We start from the raw sequence: 18,541 nt of genomic DNA on the forward strand, positions 1-18,541 counted from the left end.
TTTGTGTAAAAATTTGATATATCGAGCTCATGCATAGACGGCAGAAGAGTTTAGACGCAGCGATACAGAAATCGGCTCAAGCTTTGTGTAAAAATTTGATATATCGAGCTTATGCATAGACGGCAGAAGAGTTTAGACGCAGCGATACAGAAATTGGCTCAAGCTTTTCGTAAAAATTTTATATAGGAGGAATTATAATGGCAGATTTAATTCAAGTAACACCTAGCGAACTAAGAGAAAGAGCAAAGGACGTGCGGACATATAGAACTGACAATGATACCGTATTAGCTGATATTGCAGCATTGATCCGGGGATTAAATGAAATCTGGGAAGGTGAAGCTCAGCGGGCTTTCGAAGCAAAATTTAATAACGTTCAATCTAAATTTGTAACTTTTTCTGAGGAAATAGAAAAATATGCTAAAATGATGGAGAGGGCAGCAGACGGCCTAGAATTCACTGATCAAGATTTAAGTAGTAGAATTAACAATTACAATATATAGAATCAGATCGAAAGTATACAGACTTTTGAGAGATCGTAAAAATAAGGAGGATTTATTATGGCAGTAATTAAAGTAACAGCAGACGTTTTAATGAGCAAAGAATTAGAAGCAACTGCTCTTGTCGCAGAACACGGAGAAGCAATCGAAAAAATCCGGCAACTAGTATACCAATTGAGTCCAATGTGGCAAGGCGATGCGCAAGTGGCTTTCATGAGAATTTTTGAAGAAATGGAACCTACGTTTAGAGAATTTAATACAACATTGGATGGATATATCGAGCTCATGCATATGACAGCAGAAGAGTTTAGACGTAGCGATACAGAAATCGGCTCAAGCTTTGTGTAAAAATTTGATATATCGAGCTCATGCATAGACGGCAGAAGAGTTTAGACGCAGCGATACAGAAATCGGCTCAAGCTTTGTGTAAAAATTTGATATATCGAGCTTATGCATAGACGGCAGAAGAGTTTAGACGCAGCGATACAGAAATCGGCTTAAGTTTTGTGTAAAAATTTGATATATMGAGCTTATGCATAGACGGCAGAAGAGTTTAGACGCAGCGATACAAAAATTGGCTCAAGCTTTKTGTAAAAATTTGATATATMGAGCTTATGCATAGACRGCAGAAGAGTTTAGACGCAGCGATACAGAAATTGRCTCAAGCTTTTCGTAAAAATTTTATATAGGAGGAATTATAATGGCAGATTTAATTCAAGTAACACCTAGCGAACTAAGAGAAAGAGCAAAGGACGTGCGGACATATAGAACAGACAATGATACCGTATTAGCTGATATTGCAGCATTGATCCGGGGATTAAACGAAATCTGGGAAGGTGAAGCTCAGCGGGCTTTCGAAGCAAAATTTAATAACGTTCAATCTAAATTTGTAACTTTTTCTGAGGAAATAGAAAAATATGCTAAAATGATGGAGAGGGCAGCAGACGGCCTAGAATTCACTGATCAAGATTTAAGTAGTAGAATTAACAATTACAATATATAGAATCAGATCGAAAGTATACAGACTTTTGAGAGATCGTAAAAATAAGGAGGATTTATTATGGCAGTAATTAAAGTAACAGCAGACGTTTTAATGAGCAAAGAATTAGAAGCAACTGCTCTTGTCGCAGAACACGGAGAAGCAATCGAAAAAATCCGGCAACTAGTATACCAATTGAGTCCAATGTGGCAAGGCGATGCGCAAGTGGCTTTCATGAGAATTTTTGAAGAAATGGAACCTACGTTTAGAGAATTTAATACAACATTGGATGGATATATCGAGCTTATGCATATGACAGCAGAAGAGTTTAGACGCAGCGATACAGAAATTGGCTCAAGCTTTGTGTAAAAATTTGATATATCGAGCTTATGCATAGACGGCAGAAGAGTTTAGACGCAGCGATACAGAAATTGGCTCAAGCTTTGTGTAAAAATTTTATATATCGAGCTTATGCATAGACGGCAGAAGAGTTTAGACGCAGCGATACAGAAATCGGCTCAAGCTTTGTGTAAAAATTTGATATATCGAGCTTATGCATAGACGGCAGAAGAGTTTAGACGCAGCGATACAGAAATTGGCTCAAGCTTTTCGTAAAAATTTGATATATCGAGCTTATGCATAGACGGCAGAAGAGTTTAGACACAGCGATACAGAAATCGGCTCAAGCTTTTCGTAAAAATTTGATATATCGAGCTTATGCATAGACGGCAGAAGAGTTTAGACGCAGCGATACAGAAATTGGCTCAAGCTTTTCGTAAAAATTTGATATAGGAGGAATTATAATGGCAGATTTAATTCAAGTAACACCTAGCGAACTAAGAGAAAGAGCAAAGGACGTGCGGACATATAGAACAGACAACGATACCGTATTAGCTGATATTGCAGCATTGATCCGGGGATTAAACGAAATCTGGGAAGGTGAAGCTCAGCGGGCTTTCGAAGCAAAATTTAATAACGTTCAATCTAAATTTGTAACTTTTTCTGAGGAAATAGAAAAATATGCTAAAATGATGGAGAGGGCAGCAGACGGCCTAGAATTCACTGATCAAGATTTAAGTAGTAAAATTAACAGTTACAATATATAGAATCAGATCGAAAGTATACAGACTTTTGAGAGATCATAAAAATAAGGAGGATTTATTATGGCAGTAATTAAAGTAACAGCAGACGTTTTAATGAGCAAAGAATTAGAAGCAACTGCTCTTGTCGCAGAACACGGAGAAGCAATCGAAAAAATCCGGCAACTAGTATACCAATTGAGTCCAATGTGGCAAGGTGATGCGCAAGTGGCTTTCATGAGAATTTTTGAAGAAATGGAACCTACGTTTAGAGAATTTAATACAACATTGGATGGATATATCGAGCTCATGCATATGACAGCAGAAGAGTTTAGACGCAGCGATACAGAAATCGGCTCAAGTTTTGTGTAAAAATTTGATATATCGAGCTTATGCATAGACGGCAGAAGAGTTTAGACGCAGCGATACAGAAATTGGCTCAAGCTTTTCGTAAAAATTTGATATATCGAGCTTATGCATAGACGGCAAAAGAGTTTAGACGCAGCGATACAAAAATTGGCTCAAGCTTTTCGTAAAAATTTGATATATCGAGCTTATGCATAGACAGCAGAAGAGTTTAGACGCAGCGATACAGAAATCGGCTCAAGCTTTTCGTAAAAATTTTATATAGGAGGAATTATAATGGCAGATTTAATTCAAGTAACACCTAGCGAACTAAGAGAAAGAGCAAAGGACGTGCGGACATATAGAACAGACAATGATACCGTATTAGCTGATATTGCAGCATTGATCCGGGGATTAAACGAAATCTGGGAAGGTGAAGCTCAGCGGGCTTTCGAAGCAAAATTTAATAACGTTCAATCTAAATTTGTAACTTTTTCTGAGGAAATAGAAAAATATGCTAAAATGATGGAGAGGGCAGCAGACGGCCTAGAATTCACTGATCAAGATTTAAGTAGTAAAATTAACAGTTACAATATATAGAATCAGATCGAAAGTATACAGACTTTTGAGAGATCATAAAAATAAGGAGGATTTATTATGGCAGTAATTAAAGTAACAGCAGACGTTTTAATGAGCAAAGAATTAGAAGCAACTGCTCTTGTCGCAGAACATGGAGAAGCAATCGAAAAAATCCGGCAACTAGTATACCAATTGAGTCCAATGTGGCAAGGCGATGCGCAAGTGGCTTTCATGAGAATTTTTGAAGAAATGGAACCTACGTTTAGAGAATTTAATACAACATTGGATGGATATATCGAGCTCATGCATATGACAGCAGAAGAGTTTAGACGCAGCGATACAGAAATTGGCTCAAGCTTTGTGTAAAAATTTGATATATCGAGCTCATGCATAGACGGCAGAAGAGTTTAGACGCAGCGATACAGAAATTGACTCAAGCTTTTCGTAAAAATTTTATATAGGAGGAATTATAATGGCAGATTTAATTCAAGTAACACCTAGCGAACTAAGAGAAAGAGCAAAGGACGTGCGGACATATAGAACAGACAACGATACCGTATTAGCTGATATTGCAGCATTGATCCGGGGATTAAACGAAATCTGGGAAGGTGAAGCTCAGCGGGCTTTCGAAGCAAAATTTAATAACGTTCAATCTAAATTTGTAACTTTTTCTGAGGAAATAGAAAAATATGCTAAAATGATGGAGAGGGCAGCAGACGGCCTAGAATTCACTGATCAAGATTTAAGTAGTARAATTAACAGTTACAATATATAGAATCAGATCGAAAGTATACAGACTTTTGAGAGATCRTAAAAATAAGGAGGATTTATTATGGCAGTAATTAAAGTAACAGCAGACGTTTTAATGAGCAAAGAATTAGAAGCAACTGCTCTTGTCGCAGAACAMGGAGAAGCAATCGAAAAAATCCGGCAACTAGTATACCAATTGAGTCCAATGTGGCAAGGCGATGCGCAAGTGGCTTTCATGAGAATTTTTGAAGAAATGGAAYCTACGTTTAGAGAATTTAATACAACATTGGATGGATATATCSAGCTCATGCATATGACAGCAGAAGAGTTTAGACGCAGCGATACAGAAATCGGCTCAAGCTTTGTGTAAAAATTTGATATATCGAGCTTATGCATAGACGGCAGAAGAGTTTAGACGCAGYGATACAGAAATYGGCTCAAGCTTTTCGTAAAAATTTGATATATCGAGCTTATGCATAGACGGCAGAAGAGTTTAGACGTAGCGATACAGAAATTGRCTCAAGCTTTTCGTAAAAATTTGATATATCGAGCTTATGCATAGACGGCAGAAGAGTTTAGACGCAGCGATACAAAAATTGGCTCAAGCTTTTCGTAAAAATTTGATATATCGAGCTTATGCATAGACGGCAGAAGAGTTTAGACGCAGCGATACAGAAATTGGCTCAAGTTTTGTGTAAAAATTTGATATATCGAGCTTATGCATAGACGGCAGAAGAGTTTAGACGCAGCGATACAGAAATTGGCTCAAGCTTTGTGTAAAAATTTGATATATCGAGCTTATGCATAGACGGCAGAAGAGTTTAGACGCAGTGATACAGAAATTGGCTCAAGCTTTTCGTAAAAATTTTATATAGGAGGAATTATAATGGCAGATTTAATTCAAGTAACACCTAGCGAACTAAGAGAAAGAGCAAAGGACGTGCGGACATATAGAACAGACAACGATACCGTATTAGCTGATATTGCAGCATTGATCCGGGGATTAAACGAAATCTGGGAAGGTGAAGCTCAGCGGGCTTTCGAAGCAAAATTTAATAACGTTCAATCTAAATTTGTAACTTTTTCTGAGGAAATAGAAAAATATGCTAAAATGATGGAGAGGGCAGCAGACGGCCTAGAATTCACTGATCAAGATTTAAGTAGTAAAATTAACAGTTACAATATATAGAATCAGATCGAAAGTATACAGACTTTTGAGAGATCATAAAAATAAGGAGGATTTATTATGGCAGTAATTAAAGTAACAGCAGACGTTTTAATGAACAAAGAATTAGAAGCAAGTGCTCTTGTCGCAGAACACGGAGAAGCAATCGAAAAAATCCGGCAACTAGTATACCGGTTGAGTCCAATGTGGCAAGGCGATGCGCAAGTGGCTTTCCTAAGAATTTTTGAAGACATGGAACCTACGTTTAGAGAATTTAGAGAAACATTGGATGGATATATCGAGCTTATGCATATGACAGCAGAAGAGTTTAGACGCAGCGATACAGAAATTGGCTCAAGCTTTGTGTAAAAATTTGATATATCGAGCTCATGCATAGACGGCAGAAGAGTTTAGACGCAGCGATACAAAAATTGGCTCAAGCTTTTCGTAAAAATTTGATATATCGAGCTTATGCATAGACGGCAGAAGAGTTTAGACGCAGCGATACAGAAATTGGCTCAAGCTTTGTGTAAAAATTTGATATATCGAGCTCATGCATAGACGGCAAAAGAGTTTAGACACAGCGATACAGAAATTGGCTCAAGCTTTGTGTAAAAATTTGATATATCGAGCTTATGCATAGACGGCAGAAGAGTTTAAACGCAGCGATACAGAAATCGGCTCAAGCTTTGTGTAAAAATTTGATATATCGAGCTTATGCATAGACGGCAGAAGAGTTTAGACGCAGTGATACAGAAATCGGCTCAAGCTTTTCGTAAAAATTTTATATAGGAGGAATTATAATGGCAGATTTAATTCAAGTAACACCTAGCGAACTAAGAGAAAGAGCAAAGGACGTGCGGACATATAGAACAGACAATGATACCGTATTAGCTGATATTGCAGCATTGATCCGGGGATTAAACGAAATCTGGGAAGGTGAAGCTCAGCGGGCTTTCGAAGCAAAATTTAATAACGTTCAATCTAAATTTGTAACTTTTTCTGAGGAAATAGAAAAATATGCTAAAATGATGGAGAGGGCAGCAGACGGCCTAGAATTCACTGATCAAGATTTAAGTAGTAGAATTAACAGTTACAATATATAGAATCAGATCGAAAGTATACAGACTTTTGAGAGATCGTAAAAATAAGGAGGATTTATTATGGCAGTAATTAAAGTAACAGCAGACGTTTTAATGAACAAAGAATTAGAAGCAAGTGCTCTTGTCGCAGAACACGGAGAAGCAATCGAAAAAATCCGGCAACTAGTATACCGGTTGAGCCCAATGTGGCAAGGCGATGCGCAAGTGGCTTTCATGAGAATTTTTGAAGAAATGGAACCTACGTTTAGAGAATTTAGAACAACATTGGATGGATATATCAATCTCATGCATACGACAGCAGAAGATTTTAGACGTAGCGATACAGAAATTGGCTCAAGCTTTGTGTAAAAATTTGATATATCGATCTCATGCATACGACAGCAGAAGAGTTTAGACGCAGCGATACAGAAATCGGCTCAAGCTTTTCGTAAAAATTTGATATATCGAGCTTATGCATAGACGGCAAAAGAGTTTAGACGCAGCGATACAGAAATTGGCTCAAGTTTTGTGTAAAAAGTGTGAATAATATACTATACGAAGAATTCAAAGTTATTAATACATCAATGTAAACTAAACTCCATGTAAAAAACTATGTGACCTTCTATTCCTAAAATAGGAGGTTATATTTTTATGAAATTATAAATAATATTAATGTATTATAAAAAATACTAGAGATTTATTTAAAATTAAAAGAGAGGTGAATTATGAACAGTTCGATATTTGGAAAATCACAAAATACAGTAACTGTTACTATATCTTCTGATATGACCTTAGATACAATGGCATATAGAGCTCTAAATGGTGATAGACCCCCCTTTTTGGTGCCATATGTAATAGATAATATCAATGGGGAAGTGATTTTGTCTTATAATATAGACGAAAGAATGTCTTTGGAAAAATTATCAAAAGAATTTAGTGCAACTGAACTGTTTAGAGTGTATAAAAGTATTATAGAAAGTCTCATTCAATGTGGTGACTGGTGCTTTAATAATACAAACTTTTGTCAAAATACTAATTACATTTTTGTAGATTGGCCGTCTCAAACAGTAAAATTTATATACGCACCAGTAAGAGAATATACCCAAGATGTATCTGTTACCAAAAAAATGTTATTACAATTATTAAACAATTGCCAAGATGTGTCCAATCTTGATTTAATGAAATTTTATAGATATTTTTCAGGAGATCAATTTAGTTTTCAAAGTTTTAAGAATTTATTAGATACAATCGAAATACCACTCAGAGATCCTTCGGAACAATCTATACATAATTTAGGTACTCAGCAGCCACCTCCACCGCAGCCAGTGACATTGCAGCAGCAGACGCCACCGCCGCCACCGCCACCGCCACCGCCAATGCCTTCTATGCAAGAGTTTGTGATGCCTCCTGAGCCAAAGCAACAAGAAGAAAAAAGCAAAGGTTTCTTTAAAATGTTTGGAAAAAAGAATAAGAAAAATTCTGGTGAAATATATTTATATGATGATGGTCAAAAACCACAATCTGCTATGAACAAAATATCGCGTCCTCAAAAATTGCCTGACAATTTTAATAACATGCAAAGTGATGCCATGCTAACACTCGTGGCACCAAATGTGAATTTTCCGCGATTGGAGTATCAAATACCACTTGTTCTAATTAATAATAAATTTAGTTTGGGTCGACAAGACAAAGGTAACAAGCCGAAAGAATCAGATTACGAATTTGATGTTAGCATTAAATCTATTAGTCGAAAACATGCAACTATAGTTAGAGAAAATGACGTATATTATTTAGTAGATTTTAACTCATCAAATGGAACATTTTTAAATGATGAAAGATTAAAGCGCAATATTCAATATCAATTAAATTATAATGACAAAATTTCGTTTTCTAAACAAGGAATAGAGTATTGGTTTACAACCGACGAAGATAGTGGTGACGAAACTATGCTTATGTTTTAGTAAATATGAAAGTGGGAGGGGAAACATGATAATAAGCGGACGAAGTGACGTAGGAACAAACAGATCTGTAAATCAAGATAGTTTATATGTAAAAAAGATGAAAGTTGGTCGGCACAAAGTTTGTCTGGCTGTTGTTAGCGATGGCATTGGTAGCTTTAAGAAAGGTGGATTGGCTGCTCATACAATAACAAGAAGTGTCAGAGGTTGGGCAGAAGATGGTCTTATTCAGAGTATACAGAGGCAAGATACTATAGAAACTATTACCGAGCAGATAAACGATTTGTTAATTACGATTAATAATTATATTATATATACAGCCTCAATGCAAAATATTGTAACTGGAGCAACTGTTTCATTGTTATTAACCATAGATAATAAATATACAGTCGCACATGTTGGAGACAGCCGTATATATAAGCTAGGGAGTATGGGCCTATCTATTATAACACGAGATCACTGCATTATACGTGATGGGAAGACCTTACTTGCTCAATGTATTGGGCATAATACRGATATTGAGATTTTTAACGCACACGGAGACGTTAAAAGACGAGATATGTTTTTTGTATGCACTGATGGATTTTATAAATGGGTTGACCTAAATCGATTAGTGAGAAATCAAAGATGGGTAATTAATACGTATCAGCTAATTAATTATATGAATAATCTATTTACTCAAGTTAAGGGAACATACTGTAGTGATGATATATCTACAGCAATTATTAAATTTATGTAATAAAAAATAAAAAATAAAAAGAGAGGAGGGAGCAACTCTTGAGTRGGGTTGCTCTATAACTTATGATCAAAAAAATTAGTTTTTTATTAACTGTCGCAATATTGTTACAACCATTATCTATACAAGCTACAAACACATTCATAGAAATCGATGACCCATACCTTTTAGAAGAACTTTTACAAAATGCGGATAAAAATCATAACGGATATATAGAACAAGTCGAAGCGCTAAATTTGAATAAACTACAACTAGATAATCTATACGTTACAGACATTAGACCACTCAAACATTTTCCTAATTTAACCAGTATTGTCACTCAGAGACATAGCATAACTGATATAAGCSCCCTAGCAAGCTTATCTAATCTCACGTATTTAGATTTGAAAAATGACACAAAATCTTCAACGAAACCTGGTATAACTAATATATCACCACTGAGAAATTTAACCAATTTAACTTATCTCAATTTGAGTAACAACAATATTAGCGATCTCAGACCACTCTCAAATTTAACCAGTTTAAAAAATTTACTTCTAGAAGACAACAACATTTCTCTTGTCTATCCCATAAGCAATCTAACAGAACTTACTATTATAAACATAAAGAATAATCCAGTATCAGATTATATGTCTTTGTCAAATTTGACGGGTTTAAAAAGATTGTATTTGGACGATGATAAAATTACATTAGCAGATGAGATAGCATTAATAAATACCGGTATTAATGTATACACTGTGACACCTAAACTCGATAGTAAAGATGAATTTGTGGTAGAAATTCCTATGGATAATATAGATTTGCCATATAACCAATTAGACCACATAGAAAATCGTGACCAGGCAGTTTCGGTGATGGAAGACATAGTAGATAATTTATCTGCTGTTCAAAAAGAAGATAGGCAGGTTACAGAGATGGTCGCTACATACGCAGAAGAAGCCGTAATTCAAGTTGCCAGCAAGTCAATCAATCGCAATGAGTTGATAAACTATGATTTGGTAGTGGACTTAGAAGCTGAAGCGAATCAGACAGCTGCAGCGCTAGAAGATACTATAGCAAATGGAGGAATCGAATTACACCGCGAATTGGATCGSAATGTATTGTTGACTGCAATAGAAGATTTAACGACAGTTATAACATTGGATACGTCTCTCGCACAATCGCAAGGGATAGATAACCTTAGAGTTGAAACCAAGGATGTGGATCTAGAACTTAATATGGATGACTTTAAAAAAGAAAATTGGACCGAGCCACTCAAAATAACATTAGAACAAAAAGGTCCGGGAATGCAAGGAGATAGTACAAACTATAATAATACTAGCTACGCTATTAGTTATAGTCCAAAAATGCCAGAAAAGCCTATAACTATAGGGCTTCCAAAAACAGTTGGTGACTTAAAYTATCAGGCAGCATTTAGAAATAATGAACTGGTGGGCGGAAAATATAATCCTGCAACAGACAAAATAGAAATGCAATCTAATTTGGAAGGCGACTTTATTGTTGCAGAAAATTATCAAAACTTTACAGACATTGCAAACAAAAGTGTACAGATGCAAGAAGCTATTAAAATGCTGGTCTCCAAAGGAATTATGGATAGCAACACTGCTACTGAATTTGGGCCAGATGACGCTGTAACGAGGGCCGAAATCGCCACTATGCTAGTGAAAATTATCTATGCATATGATTTAACAGCAGATGGAGGATATATCGACGTATTTCCAACCGATTGGTTTCATGCTGGAGTGGGCTCGGCGACAAATGAGGGAATAATGGAAGGATACCAAGACAATACATTTAAGCCAAATTCACTGGTATTAAAAGATGAAGCCATTTCAGTTATTGCACGTGTTTTGCAAATGGAAAAGGGATATTCAACGCCATCAAATATAACAGATTACCTTTCTCAATATGTGGACGCTAAAGATATACCGGCCTGGGCAGCGGCAGATATTGCCTTTGCAACGAGAGAAAACTTGATTATGAGACGTACCGATGGAATGTTTTTGCCTTCATCAGTAATGACGAAAGGCGAAATTGCAATGATTCTCAAAAAACTATTTGATAGAATAGGATAGGTGAAACACAATGAAGCACAAGTGGCTCATAGCAGCAACTATAATAATATCTTCGACCCATTTATTTGCAACAGATGCGGTGAATTTTACAGATGAAAATCTGCATAGGGCAATTTTAGAGCAAGTGGATAGCAATGGCAATAGGCAAATCGAAAGAAATGAGCTTGCTGATTTATCAACGTTAAATTTATATGACGAACAACTTGTGAACAGCGCACCTATTGCAAGCTTGATAGGATTAAAAAATTTAGATATTTCAAGTAATCAGTTTAGCAATTTATCTATTGTAGCATTTATGAAAAATCTCACCACATTGGGTGCGTCACGAAATAGTATAACAAATATTGAGCACATACAAAATTTAACAAATTTGGAGCAGCTACATCTAAATGACAATAAGCTGATTAATATATATCCTCTCGCTACACTAACAAAACTGAGAACACTATATATTAACAACAACAATATATCGGATATAACATCTTTAAGCGAACTAAAAAATCTTGTATCACTAAACGTAAGCAACAATAAAATAAGTAACATTTCATCGCTAGCCAATCTCACCAATTTAGAGGAGCTAAATTTAGCAAACAACCAAATATCAGATATCGCTGCCTTAGAAAATTTGACAAACCTAAACTATGTAAATTTGTCTGGAAATCCATTAAATATACGGGATGCCAAAACTTTAGAAATACTAAATAATCTAAAAAATGGAGGAGCTCGCATAGTTTATGATAGTGAAATACCAAAAAATGCCAAAACTCCAGTAGTGTCAACCTCTGTTGCAACAGCAAAATTTCAAAACTATTTGGCAGACATCGCCCCAACTCCACTTCCAAACTTGTCGTACAAAAATTTGGATAACTTAGAGGATGCAGATGATCTGATTGTTGTATTAGAAGCGGCAATGGCGGAGTTAACTACTATCCATTTTGTGGATGAATATATTACAGAAGTATTTACACAATTTGCCGAAGAAGCGATCGAACAAATGTGTTACAAGCGGATTCATCAAAACACATTAACCATAGATGCGAGCACTGTCGCTCACCTTGCCGATGATGCGAATACTATAGCAGATGCGCTTCCAACAGTTTTTGCCTTACAAGGTCTCGAGCTGAACCGTCCAATAGAGAAAACGGTATCGGTAGCGACAAAAGGGAACTACAAAGCTAATGTAACGCTGGACCCTTCTTTAACACAATTAAATATCAATAGTATTAAAATTATAACAACAGAAGCAGAAATAATCGTCGATATCGAGGATCTGCCAAACACTCCTGTTACAATATCTATGACACGAAAAGATAATAGCAACGTGGACTATGAGGGCGTGGATTATGATAATTCCAGTTATATCGTAACATCCACACCGACGATTCCGTTAAAAGTAGGCTTGAGATTGGCAGATGAAGATGATCCACAAAACCAGGCGATTCTTCGCGATGGAATTAATGAAGGCGGCAAATACAATCCTGCAACAAATAAAATTGAAGCTTCATCTAAACAAAATGGAGCATATACAGTAGAAATAACTAAGCCAAGATTTAAGGATTTGGCAACAACTACAAAACAAATGAGAACAGCAATTGAGTTGGTTGCCGCAAAAGGCATTATGAACGGTGTGGCAGAAGAAGAATTTGCACCAAACGAGATCGTTTTGAAAAAGGACTTGGTAGCAATACTGGAAAATATAGGATATTCTGCAGCGGCAGCGCTGGAGTCTGCAGATCCACTGTTGCGCATAGATATGGTTGCGACAATCACGCAAGCTTTATTAGATGAGCAGAAGTATTTACTACCGCTATATCCAGCCAACTATTTGGTAGATTACGCCGATATGGCAGCTATTCCAGACTGGGCAGCCGAGCTAGTCGCATTAGCAACAAGAGAAGATTTGATACCGATAAGAATTGATGGTAATTTTGCTCCAAATGAACCGGTAACCAGAGGTGAACTTGCTATAGCTTTGAAATTACTATTTGACAGGATTGGAAATTAAAAATTATGAACAGGGATTTTCATCTCGATTTATTTAGGAGACAATGCAATGATAAAGAAAATTAGTTTTTTGATCGTTACTGCCGTATTAATGTCACCTGTTGTGATCTGTGCCCAAGCATCTGCTGCAGTTATTAGGGAAGATCTGGATTGGATAGAGGTAGAGGGGATATTGGAAGGGCGAGTTAAATTTGATGCTGCAACTGGCGAAATCGTAGCAGTAGAAGAGTCGGTAACAGTTGCGCACATTCCTTTTGAGATTAACGGAGCTGCGGTAAAAGCCATTGGTCCATCTGCATTTGGATGGTGTACCAATTTAACAAGCTTATCTTTACCCAATACGATTGAGGTAATTGGAGAGAGAGCTTTTCAGGCCTGCGTTAATTTAGTAAACATAAATATTCCAGAAGGCATCCATTCTGTGAACGCCGCCGCATTTTTCTTGTGTGAAAATTTACAATCTATCAGCATTCCTAGTAGTCTTTCTTTTGTGGGACCAGATCTTTTTGCAGGGTGCGAGAAGTTGGCCACTGTTTATTATGGTGGCGATTCTAATGGTTGGAACGCAATGCGCATTTCTATACCTGAGAATACTATTGTCAATTTAGCAGAAACCTGGATTAGTGTTCCTGGAATAGAGGGCGGACTAGTTAAGTTTGACAGAAACAAAGGTACTATAACTGAAGTAGAGAAAACAGTTCATGTGGCCAACATTCCGAGCGCCATTGATGGAATTGCAGTGATCGAGATAGCTTCAGAAGCGTTTTATGATTGCAACAATTTGCGCGCTGCCTATTTGCCAAATACTGTAAATTCTATACCAGATGGATTGTTTGAAAATTGTAGTAGTCTAGCTTTGGTCTACATTCCAGACAGCGTTCAATATATTGGTCAAAAAGCATTTTGGGGATGCGTTAGTCTCAAAAATATCGATCTACCAGATGAGTTATTGGAACTTGGCGATCGGGCCTTTTTCGGATGCGATAACATTACTAGAATCAATATTCCAGAAAAGGTGGAGAAGCTAGGTAATTTGTTATTTGGCGGATGCGACAACTTAGATACCATTGTAATAAAAGGCAATGTTAGCGAGATTGCTCCGGATGCATTTAGTTATTGTAATAAACTAGAAATGATTTATTACAACGGCAGCTACGTGTATTGGGATTCATTGCAAATTAATGTTGCAGCAAATATAGAAGTAATTTGTAATGCCGATGTCACAATGCCGTCGTTGCCTTATGATAAAATCGCGCATATCAATACTAAAATGGACGCAATCTCGGTGTTGGGCAATGCAATCATGCAGTTATCTGGCGAGCAAAGGTCCGATGCCAATAGTGTGGATGCGGTYGCTCAGTTTGCAGAGGCGATGATTGCCCATGTTGCTAGTGTGTATATCGCACCATATGATAACGGAATTTTAGCCATAAACTATGATACACTTTTGGAATTTGAGCAAACTGCTATTGACCTAGCTAACGATCTCTTTTTGTTTATCAATAACTCGGGGATGATGCTAACACGTAAGTTAGAGCATGAAATCAGAATTTATACTAAACCAAATGCGATAATAAATATCGATCCCAATGTGGCTATGTCGAAATTTGACAAATTATGGATTTCTACTGGAAATTTGGAAGTTGCCATTGATTTAGATAAAGTTGTCGGAGAAGCTGCAATTGAGATTGCAACAAATGTGGATGATGGGTATCGTATCTCTTATACAGGAGGAGGTACCCCGCTGACCGTTGCTATTACTGTGCCTGACGAAGACTTTAAGTACCAGACTCTRTCTGAAAATGGTACCATTATTGGCGGCAAATATAATCCAGCAACAAACAAGTTAGAAGCCAAAACTACAGTTGATAACGGTGTATATACTGTGATTAATAATCAAAAATATTTTTCTGATATCGATAGAAYCAGTGCGCAAATGCAAGAATCAATTAATTTTCTCGCAGCAAAAGGCATCATTACGGGTAGAGATGGTACGGTAATTAACGATACAATCTTAAATGTATTTGAGCCCGATGCGCCGATTTCGAGAGCGGAAGTTGCCACTATGTTAGTTAAAGTTTTATATGCATATGATTCAAATGCAAATGCTTGGTATGATGACGTTGCCGAAGATGACTGGTATGTTGCGGCCGCTGGGTCGGCTCACAATATTGGAATTATGATAGGCGAGGACAACAAATTTCGAGGAAACGACCCTATAACACAAGAAGAATTTATGTCTGTTGTCGCTAGAGTGTTAAAATTAGATAAAGACTACATAGAAGTTGATAACATTAATAAATATTTATCTGAATATGCAGATGCCGCATCAATAGTTTGGGCACACGAAGACATCGCTTTTGCCACACGGGAGGATTTGGTAATGAGATATAATTCGGCAAATTTTATGCCCACTGCAACAGTAACACGAGGAGAAGCTGCTGTAATTTTAAAGAAATTGTTTGACAGATTAGAATAGATAGAAGGAGAGGTAACTATGTATATAGAAAATATACTGATGATAGTGGGAGTTATAGGAAGTGCGGTAAGTCTGATAGGGTTAGCTAGCTATATTATAACTAATAAGAAAATTAAGATAAAACAAGCGATAGAAGACGATTCTAATATGGAATATATAACTCAAACTATGATACATTCGTCAGCCATAGAAGAAAGCAATAATACAATTATAGATCAAGGAATTACCGAACTAGATGACGAAGTTTGGGGAGAAGTAGAACAAGACTATGACTACCTGCATACCGTTGTGTTTCAGGGCAGATATGTTATTGATTGGCAGATGGCAGGCGGAGGGATGAGCCATGTGTATGCTGTTAAAAGCAGTTCATTGGGGAGTAATTGGCTAATTAAGCATATAGAGCCACAATTTCAGTCGTTAATGCGAGAAGAAGATATCCTAAAAAAGTTAAATCACACTAATTTACCCAAAATTGTAGATGTATTTTACGATATATCAGGAACGTATATTGTTCAAAGTTTTATTGAGGGAATTTCTCTCGACAAAGTGATTGCATCAGAACTAGCATTGACGCAATATCAAATTTATGATTGGGCAAAGCAGCTAACAGAAGTTCTCGATTATTTACACACGCTAAAGCCTAGTCCTATTATACATCGCGATCTGAAGCCTGCTAATATTATAGTATCTCATAGCGATAAATTAGTACTTATAGATTTTGGAATTTCTAAAGAAGAACACGCTATCGAAGAAATTCACGCTATCACTAAACATTACGCATCTCCAGAGCAATATAAAAAACAAAAAACAGATTCTAGGTCTGATATATATAGCCTTGGAGTTATTTTATTTGAATTGGCTACTAAGAAAAAGCCAAATAAGACTAATCATATTTTATTGACCGAAGCTGTTTCACAAGAATTTGGAAATATTATCCTCAAATGTATTAAAGAAAATCCAGCAGAAAGATATCAAAGCTCTCGTGAATTACTAACAGATTTAGAACAAATCCAATCTTCGCGACTTAAGTTTGCACAAACCTTAGTGCGTCGAAAAGTTGTATTTATTACATCTATATGCGCTTTGATAGCTTCCGTTAATGTTATTTTTATAAGCGCTTATATCGCAAATCAGCAAAAGCTTTCGTTTATAGAACTTGTTCCGGGAATTTTAAAAATTAGTGAACAACAATCCAAAGAGTTAGTTATAATGCAAGAATTTGATGACGGAGAAATAAAGCAACTGGCTGCCGAAGATATTACTTGGCTACATGCAGATAATAACATTGCTAAAATCGATGGTAACTTTATTGTGGGGATGAATGAAGGTTTTGTAGAATTTGTAGGTCAGTATCGCAATAAAATTATTTCTACAGAAATTCAGGTAGTAAAACCTATGGATGGAATGGTAGAAATCTCGCTTAAGTATGATCCTACATATCGCGTTTTAACTGCATTTGGAACTGGGCAACGAGATCATGTAAATGGATCAATTGCTAATGCCAGCTTTGTTGCACCCGAAAGCCTCACTCAAACGGATGATGGAGCGTTGCTTGTAGTAGACAGTGGATCGCTTCGAAAAATTTCTGATGATACTGTTGAAACCATTATGTTTTCTCCATATTATATGCTATCTGATGTAGTTAGGAGTTTTGAGAATGAAGTTTATGTTTTAACGCATCCTTGGGAAGAAGCGGATGGTCGAACTTTGTTTGGCATTTCTCGAGTAGATCTTTCAACCAAAACTTCGGAGCAATTGTATGTCGCAGATTCTATGTATATGGATGTAATTGATTTTACATTAGATAATAATGGAGACCTTTTGTTAATTGTAAAAAACGGAATGATGAACTCTGTAGAAATTCATAAAGTTGATACCGAGACCAAAGCTATTTCTCCTCTTGCACGGGCTTATATGGATACAGCTTCTATTGCTGTAGATAACAACAATGTAATTTATATTTCTAACTCGGAGCGTGGAACTATAGAAAAATTGGYAGGGGATAATTGGGAATATGTGGCAGGAATAGAGAATAGCCGAAATTTTGTAGATGGAAATGTTTCGCAATTTTATAGACCACAAAAGATCACGTATCATGATGGTGATTTTTATGTAATAGACTATAATGTAATACGAAAAATTATAATGGAAGATGGGATTGTTGTAGATGTTATAACTGTAGCTGGAGAAGTTTCTACCGCCAAAAATGTGAAAACAATAAACGGACGAGCAAGCGATATAATTTTTGATGGAAGCATCCTGAGAGAAATTGTAGTCTCTGACGATGYAATATATGTYTCAGATCCTAGCAATAGTGTAATACGTAAAATAGTACAGTAAAAAAAGACTGCACCAGTAAGTTTCGGTGCAGTCTAAAATTATACTAATTTTTTCATGGCGTTAATGCAAATATCGGCCACATCTCTAACTTCCATTCCAAGCATTTCGCAACCCTTTTTTATTATCTCTCGATCACATTTTGCGGCAAAACGCTTGTCTTTAAAATTTTTCATAAAGCTGGATACTTTTAAATCTGCTATACCATTAGGTCTCATTCTGGCTGCTGCTGAAATGATGCCCGTAAGCTCATCGACTGTAAATAAACTTTTTTCGCAGTTGGTTAGCGGCTCGATCTCATTACATATAGTCCATCCATGGCTCAAGATTGCCCGAATTTCTTCTGCCGACACTCCTGCCTGTTCTAATGGCTCTTTCGTATGTTGTAGATGCTCATCAGGATATTTTTCATAATCATAGTCATGCAGATATCCTATAGCCTCCCAATGCTCCACATTTTCATTAAAATGTTTAGC

The 18,541-nt window shown here is 36.4% G+C and carries 21 protein-coding genes; 20 read left to right on the top strand and 1 reads right to left on the bottom strand.

Features of this window, described 5'->3' with window-relative positions; all coding sequences use genetic code 11:
* Positions 1-197: 197 nt before the first annotated feature.
* The 20 genes from EPU_RS09270 to EPU_RS12835 all read left to right on the top strand — a co-directional run bounded on the left by EPU_RS09270 (position 198) and on the right by EPU_RS12835 (position 18,068).
* Positions 198-500 carry a WXG100 family type VII secretion target gene (locus EPU_RS09270; protein ID WP_010165722.1) on the top strand — a complete coding sequence of 101 codons (303 nt, stop codon included), beginning with the start codon at positions 198-200 and terminating at the stop codon, positions 498-500.
* A 57-nt stretch (positions 501-557) separates the two neighbouring features.
* Positions 558-845, top strand: a complete 288-nt coding sequence (locus EPU_RS09275) for a WXG100 family type VII secretion target (RefSeq protein WP_010165723.1) — start codon at positions 558-560, stop codon at positions 843-845.
* 352 nt (positions 846-1,197) lie between these two features.
* Positions 1,198-1,500 carry a WXG100 family type VII secretion target gene (locus tag EPU_RS09280; RefSeq protein WP_010165722.1) on the top strand — a complete coding sequence of 101 codons (303 nt, stop codon included), beginning with the start codon at positions 1,198-1,200 and terminating at the stop codon, positions 1,498-1,500.
* A gap of 57 nt (positions 1,501-1,557) precedes the next feature.
* Positions 1,558-1,845: a WXG100 family type VII secretion target gene (locus EPU_RS09285; RefSeq protein WP_010165723.1), complete on the top strand. Its 288-nt coding sequence runs from the start codon at positions 1,558-1,560 to the stop codon at positions 1,843-1,845.
* Positions 1,846-2,279: 434 nt separating this feature from the next.
* Positions 2,280-2,582 (top strand): WXG100 family type VII secretion target, encoded by a 303-nt coding sequence (locus EPU_RS09290; RefSeq protein WP_010168717.1) that lies wholly within the window; start codon positions 2,280-2,282, stop codon positions 2,580-2,582.
* 57 nt (positions 2,583-2,639) lie between these two features.
* Positions 2,640-2,927 carry a WXG100 family type VII secretion target gene (locus EPU_RS09295; protein WP_010165723.1) on the top strand — a complete coding sequence of 96 codons (288 nt, stop codon included), beginning with the start codon at positions 2,640-2,642 and terminating at the stop codon, positions 2,925-2,927.
* Positions 2,928-3,197: 270 nt separating this feature from the next.
* Positions 3,198-3,500, top strand: coding sequence for a WXG100 family type VII secretion target (locus EPU_RS09300; protein ID WP_010168717.1), 303 nt, complete (start codon positions 3,198-3,200; stop codon positions 3,498-3,500).
* Between the two features lie 57 nt (positions 3,501-3,557).
* On the top strand, positions 3,558-3,845 hold the full coding sequence (locus EPU_RS09305; protein ID WP_010165723.1) for a WXG100 family type VII secretion target: 288 nt from the start codon (positions 3,558-3,560) through the stop codon (positions 3,843-3,845).
* 106 nt (positions 3,846-3,951) lie between these two features.
* Positions 3,952-4,254 carry a WXG100 family type VII secretion target gene (locus EPU_RS09310; protein ID WP_010168721.1) on the top strand — a complete coding sequence of 101 codons (303 nt, stop codon included), beginning with the start codon at positions 3,952-3,954 and terminating at the stop codon, positions 4,252-4,254.
* Between the two features lie 57 nt (positions 4,255-4,311).
* Positions 4,312-4,599 (top strand): WXG100 family type VII secretion target, encoded by a 288-nt coding sequence (locus EPU_RS09315; RefSeq protein ID WP_029488305.1) that lies wholly within the window; start codon positions 4,312-4,314, stop codon positions 4,597-4,599.
* A 516-nt stretch (positions 4,600-5,115) separates the two neighbouring features.
* On the top strand, positions 5,116-5,418 hold the full coding sequence (locus EPU_RS09320) for a WXG100 family type VII secretion target (RefSeq protein WP_010168717.1): 303 nt from the start codon (positions 5,116-5,118) through the stop codon (positions 5,416-5,418).
* Positions 5,419-5,475: 57 nt separating this feature from the next.
* A complete protein-coding gene (locus EPU_RS09325) occupies positions 5,476-5,763 on the top strand; it encodes a WXG100 family type VII secretion target (RefSeq protein ID WP_010168726.1) in 288 nt (95 codons plus the stop codon).
* Between the two features lie 434 nt (positions 5,764-6,197).
* Positions 6,198-6,500 carry a WXG100 family type VII secretion target gene (locus EPU_RS09330; protein WP_010165724.1) on the top strand — a complete coding sequence of 101 codons (303 nt, stop codon included), beginning with the start codon at positions 6,198-6,200 and terminating at the stop codon, positions 6,498-6,500.
* A 57-nt stretch (positions 6,501-6,557) separates the two neighbouring features.
* Positions 6,558-6,845, top strand: a complete 288-nt coding sequence (locus EPU_RS09335; protein WP_010165725.1) for a WXG100 family type VII secretion target — start codon at positions 6,558-6,560, stop codon at positions 6,843-6,845.
* Between the two features lie 356 nt (positions 6,846-7,201).
* On the top strand, positions 7,202-8,437 hold the full coding sequence (locus tag EPU_RS09340) for an FHA domain-containing protein (protein ID WP_010168728.1): 1,236 nt from the start codon (positions 7,202-7,204) through the stop codon (positions 8,435-8,437).
* A gap of 25 nt (positions 8,438-8,462) precedes the next feature.
* Entirely contained in the window at positions 8,463-9,173 is a 711-nt protein-coding gene (locus EPU_RS09345) for a PP2C family protein-serine/threonine phosphatase (protein WP_010168730.1), read from the top strand.
* A gap of 62 nt (positions 9,174-9,235) precedes the next feature.
* On the top strand, positions 9,236-11,245 hold the full coding sequence (locus EPU_RS12825) for an S-layer homology domain-containing protein (RefSeq protein ID WP_029488306.1): 2,010 nt from the start codon (positions 9,236-9,238) through the stop codon (positions 11,243-11,245).
* Positions 11,246-11,255: 10 nt separating this feature from the next.
* Positions 11,256-13,250 (top strand): leucine-rich repeat domain-containing protein, encoded by a 1,995-nt coding sequence (locus EPU_RS12830; RefSeq protein WP_010168734.1) that lies wholly within the window; start codon positions 11,256-11,258, stop codon positions 13,248-13,250.
* Between the two features lie 48 nt (positions 13,251-13,298).
* Positions 13,299-15,728 carry a leucine-rich repeat protein gene (locus tag EPU_RS09360; RefSeq protein WP_010168735.1) on the top strand — a complete coding sequence of 810 codons (2,430 nt, stop codon included), beginning with the start codon at positions 13,299-13,301 and terminating at the stop codon, positions 15,726-15,728.
* Between the two features lie 18 nt (positions 15,729-15,746).
* Positions 15,747-18,068, top strand: coding sequence for a serine/threonine-protein kinase (locus EPU_RS12835; RefSeq protein ID WP_010168737.1), 2,322 nt, complete (start codon positions 15,747-15,749; stop codon positions 18,066-18,068).
* Between the two features lie 38 nt (positions 18,069-18,106).
* On the opposite strand, the gene EPU_RS13975 is transcribed toward EPU_RS12835, so the two are convergent.
* Positions 18,107-18,541, bottom strand: a 435-nt coding sequence (locus EPU_RS13975; protein ID WP_010168739.1) for a metal-dependent phosphohydrolase, incomplete at its 5' end; no start/stop codon positions are given.

The organism is Candidatus Epulonipiscium viviparus (genome assembly GCF_000171335.1).
Classification (GTDB): Bacteria; Bacillota; Clostridia; order Lachnospirales; family Cellulosilyticaceae; genus Epulonipiscioides; species Epulonipiscioides viviparus.

Bases quoted from the DNA above. Each gene is read 5' to 3' on its own strand.
- EPU_RS09270 (WP_010165722.1), top strand. From the start codon at position 198: ATGGCAGATTTAATTCAAGTAACACCTAGCGAACTAAGAGAAAGAGCA.
- EPU_RS09275 (WP_010165723.1), top strand. From the start codon at position 558: ATGGCAGTAATTAAAGTAACAGCAGACGTTTTAATGAGCAAAGAATTA.
- EPU_RS09280 (WP_010165722.1), top strand. From the start codon at position 1,198: ATGGCAGATTTAATTCAAGTAACACCTAGCGAACTAAGAGAAAGAGCA.
- EPU_RS09285 (WP_010165723.1), top strand. From the start codon at position 1,558: ATGGCAGTAATTAAAGTAACAGCAGACGTTTTAATGAGCAAAGAATTA.
- EPU_RS09290 (WP_010168717.1), top strand. From the start codon at position 2,280: ATGGCAGATTTAATTCAAGTAACACCTAGCGAACTAAGAGAAAGAGCA.
- EPU_RS09295 (WP_010165723.1), top strand. From the start codon at position 2,640: ATGGCAGTAATTAAAGTAACAGCAGACGTTTTAATGAGCAAAGAATTA.
- EPU_RS09300 (WP_010168717.1), top strand. From the start codon at position 3,198: ATGGCAGATTTAATTCAAGTAACACCTAGCGAACTAAGAGAAAGAGCA.
- EPU_RS09305 (WP_010165723.1), top strand. From the start codon at position 3,558: ATGGCAGTAATTAAAGTAACAGCAGACGTTTTAATGAGCAAAGAATTA.
- EPU_RS09320 (WP_010168717.1), top strand. From the start codon at position 5,116: ATGGCAGATTTAATTCAAGTAACACCTAGCGAACTAAGAGAAAGAGCA.
- EPU_RS09325 (WP_010168726.1), top strand. From the start codon at position 5,476: ATGGCAGTAATTAAAGTAACAGCAGACGTTTTAATGAACAAAGAATTA.
- EPU_RS09330 (WP_010165724.1), top strand. From the start codon at position 6,198: ATGGCAGATTTAATTCAAGTAACACCTAGCGAACTAAGAGAAAGAGCA.
- EPU_RS09335 (WP_010165725.1), top strand. From the start codon at position 6,558: ATGGCAGTAATTAAAGTAACAGCAGACGTTTTAATGAACAAAGAATTA.
- EPU_RS09340 (WP_010168728.1), top strand. From the start codon at position 7,202: ATGAACAGTTCGATATTTGGAAAATCACAAAATACAGTAACTGTTACT.
- EPU_RS12830 (WP_010168734.1), top strand. From the start codon at position 11,256: ATGAAGCACAAGTGGCTCATAGCAGCAACTATAATAATATCTTCGACC.